This is a genomic window from Pelosinus baikalensis, from assembly GCF_020819555.1.
GTDB classification, from domain to species: Bacteria; Bacillota; Negativicutes; order DSM-13327; family DSM-13327; genus Pelosinus; species Pelosinus baikalensis.
Genome location: NZ_JAJHJB010000102.1, coordinates 1 through 2,542 on the forward strand (window position 1 = coordinate 1; position 2,542 = coordinate 2,542).

The following is a 2,542-nucleotide window of genomic DNA, read 5'->3' on the forward strand; positions in this document are numbered from 1 at the left end:
TTGGTTATGACATTAACGACACTGAAATGCTGGCTGTTCGTGAGGCATATAAAAGGGCAAAAGTGATTTTGGTCTATCGACTCAATGAAGGAGATAAGGCCAAAGCAACCTGGGGGACAGCGACTGCAACTGCAAAATATAGCGGAACTAGAGGCAATGACATTATTATCAAAGCCTCTGTCAATGTGGTAGATGAAACGCTTATGGACATCAAAACCTATGTAGACGACCGTGTAAAAGATGAGCAAAGTGTTGCAAAGGTCGAGGATTTGCAGGCCAATGACTGGGTTATATTCAGCGGAACAGGTGCTATTCCAGCAACTGCCGGCACGACTCTTGCCAATGGTACAAATGGAGCTGTGATTAATTCCGATTATACGGAATTTCTATCTGCTTGCGAGACACAATTGTTTAATGTGGTGGCGTATCCAGTTTCTGATCCGACTCTTAAGGTGTCGTTTGCGACTTGGGTGAAAAAGCTTAGAGAGGACGAAGGTAAAAAGATTGTTGGTGTTCTTGCTGACTATAACGCTGATTATGAAGGCATTATTAATGTCAAGAATGGTGTTATTTTAAATGATGGTACGGTTCTAGATGCTTTAGGTGCAGTGCCATGGGTTGCCGGTGCAACTGCAGGAGCTTCTATGGTTCAATCCCTTACCTATTCTGCTTATGAAGGTGCTGTGGATGCAAACCCAAGACTTGGTAACCTTGGGTATATTAATGGATTGCTTGCTGGGAATTTTATATTTCAGTTTGATGGTGAAAAAACGAAGGTAGAGCAGGATATTAATTCTTTACACACCTATGATCAAACGAAGAATCAGCGGTTTAGCAAAAACCGGGTCATTCGAGTACTTGATAATATTGCAAATGATCTGCTCCGAACCTTCTCTGACAGCTACATAGGCAAAATTGACAATAATCCAGATGGACAAGCACTGCTAAAACAGGCTGTAGTTGACGGGTACCTAGATACGCTGCAGACAGCGAAAGCAATTCAGAACCTTGATAAGGATAATGACTTTATTATTGATGCGAAGAAATCGGTTGGTGATGAAGTATGGGCCAAAGTTGGTGTACAGCCAGTAGATAGTATGGAAAAATTCTACTTTGATGTAGTTGTGAAATAGGAGGGTGTGATGTATGAGTAAGTACAAAAGCCAAGATACCATTTCGGCAAAAGAAGGTCGGTTCTTTCTAGATGGTATTGAAATGTTTAATTGTGTTAAGCTTGAATTGACTGTGGAAAAGGACAAGGCCGAAATAAAGCGCCTAGGCGTACGCATGACTGGGCATAAGACAACCGGAATGTCAGCCAGCGGAACCGTGACGGAATACCATGCCACTTCTAATGTTGGCTTGCTATTCCAGAAATATAAAGATACAGGTGAGGATATCTATCTTGATGGAACTGCTGTAGTTGATGACAAATCTAGCGGTCGTGGAACAGAAAGAATTGCCTTGACAGGGATAAACTTTGATAGCGTAACTATTATTAATATTGATGCCGAAGGCGATGTCATTCAAGATGAATTACCTTTTACGATTGAAGATTTCAACTATATTAGTCCTTTAAACGTAACATTCTAGAGCTTTTTCTCTAGAATGTTATTTTTATAAAAATATAAAATTGGAGGTTTTATGTATATGGATATGTCAGCATTTATGAAAGGGAAAGCTAAGCAGTTACCGGAAGAAGAAAAGGTGATCACTAAGTTGTATGAGGATGAAGAAGGACAGGCGATCCCTTTCAAATTTAAAGCAATTCCTACTACTCTCGTCGATAGGATCAAAGACGATTGTACGACGATCCAGCATATCAAAGGACAGCGGATCGAAAGTTTTGAAAGAGATCGGTTTTCTTGCAGAATTGGCATTGAAACAACGGTGTTTCCTGATTTTAAGAATGCAGAGTTACTGCAATCGTATAATTGCATCGATCCTGTGGATTTAGCCAAAGCAATCCTAAACCTACCTGGAGAGTATACGGAGTGGATTCAGACGTGTTCCAGGCTCAATGGCTTTGATGATACGATCGAAGATCTGGTAAAAAAAGCAAAAAACTAATTAAGAGCGGAAATTATGACGCCGTTTTCGCTCATCGCATTTGGCAGCGTCATCACCTCTTGCCACAAGATTTTTGGCTTATGGATGAGTATCATAGGTCCATTTTACTTGCTTCAGAGGAACTTGTTATGGAGCAGGAAAAAAAGGATGCTCAAAAAGCAGTGAAAAAAGGAAGAAGGAGGTGAACGGATGGCTAGTATGTTTGCATTATTTGAGATGCAAGATCGGATATCGGCGAAACTTGATAATTTAGCTAGGCGGACTGAAAAATACGCTGAAGCATCTCAGCAACTTGCCAAGGTTGGGACTATGGCCTTTGTTGCAATAGGAGCTGCAGCTGTAACGGCTGGCACGGCAGTCATGCATGTATCTGATAATCTAAATAAAGCGCTAAATGGTGTACAAGCTTCTACTGGCATGGCGGAGGCGGAAATGAGTGGTCTTAAAGATACCATGCTTTCCATCTATAATA

General features: G+C 41.0%; 4 protein-coding genes. All 4 read left to right on the top strand.

Annotated features, from left to right (window positions below):
• A partial coding sequence (locus LMF89_RS25180) for a phage tail sheath family protein (RefSeq protein ID WP_229537555.1) occupies positions 1 to 1,133 on the top strand: 1,133 nt, incomplete at its 5' end.
• Between the two features lie 13 nt (positions 1,134 to 1,146).
• Positions 1,147 to 1,593, top strand: coding sequence for a phage tail tube protein (locus LMF89_RS25185; protein WP_229537556.1), 447 nt, complete (start codon positions 1,147 to 1,149; stop codon positions 1,591 to 1,593).
• 57 nt (positions 1,594 to 1,650) lie between these two features.
• Positions 1,651 to 2,070: a phage tail assembly chaperone gene (locus LMF89_RS25190; RefSeq protein ID WP_229537557.1), complete on the top strand. Its 420-nt coding sequence runs from the start codon at positions 1,651 to 1,653 to the stop codon at positions 2,068 to 2,070.
• Positions 2,071 to 2,259: 189 nt separating this feature from the next.
• The coding region (locus tag LMF89_RS25195) for a hypothetical protein (RefSeq protein ID WP_229537558.1) at positions 2,260 to 2,542 on the top strand (283 nt) is incomplete at its 3' end.

Excerpts from the sequence above, each read along its gene's own strand:
- LMF89_RS25185 (WP_229537556.1), top strand. The coding sequence starts at position 1,147 with ATGAGTAAGTACAAAAGCCAAGATACCATTTCGGCAAAAGAAGGTCGG.
- LMF89_RS25190 (WP_229537557.1), top strand. The coding sequence starts at position 1,651 with ATGGATATGTCAGCATTTATGAAAGGGAAAGCTAAGCAGTTACCGGAA.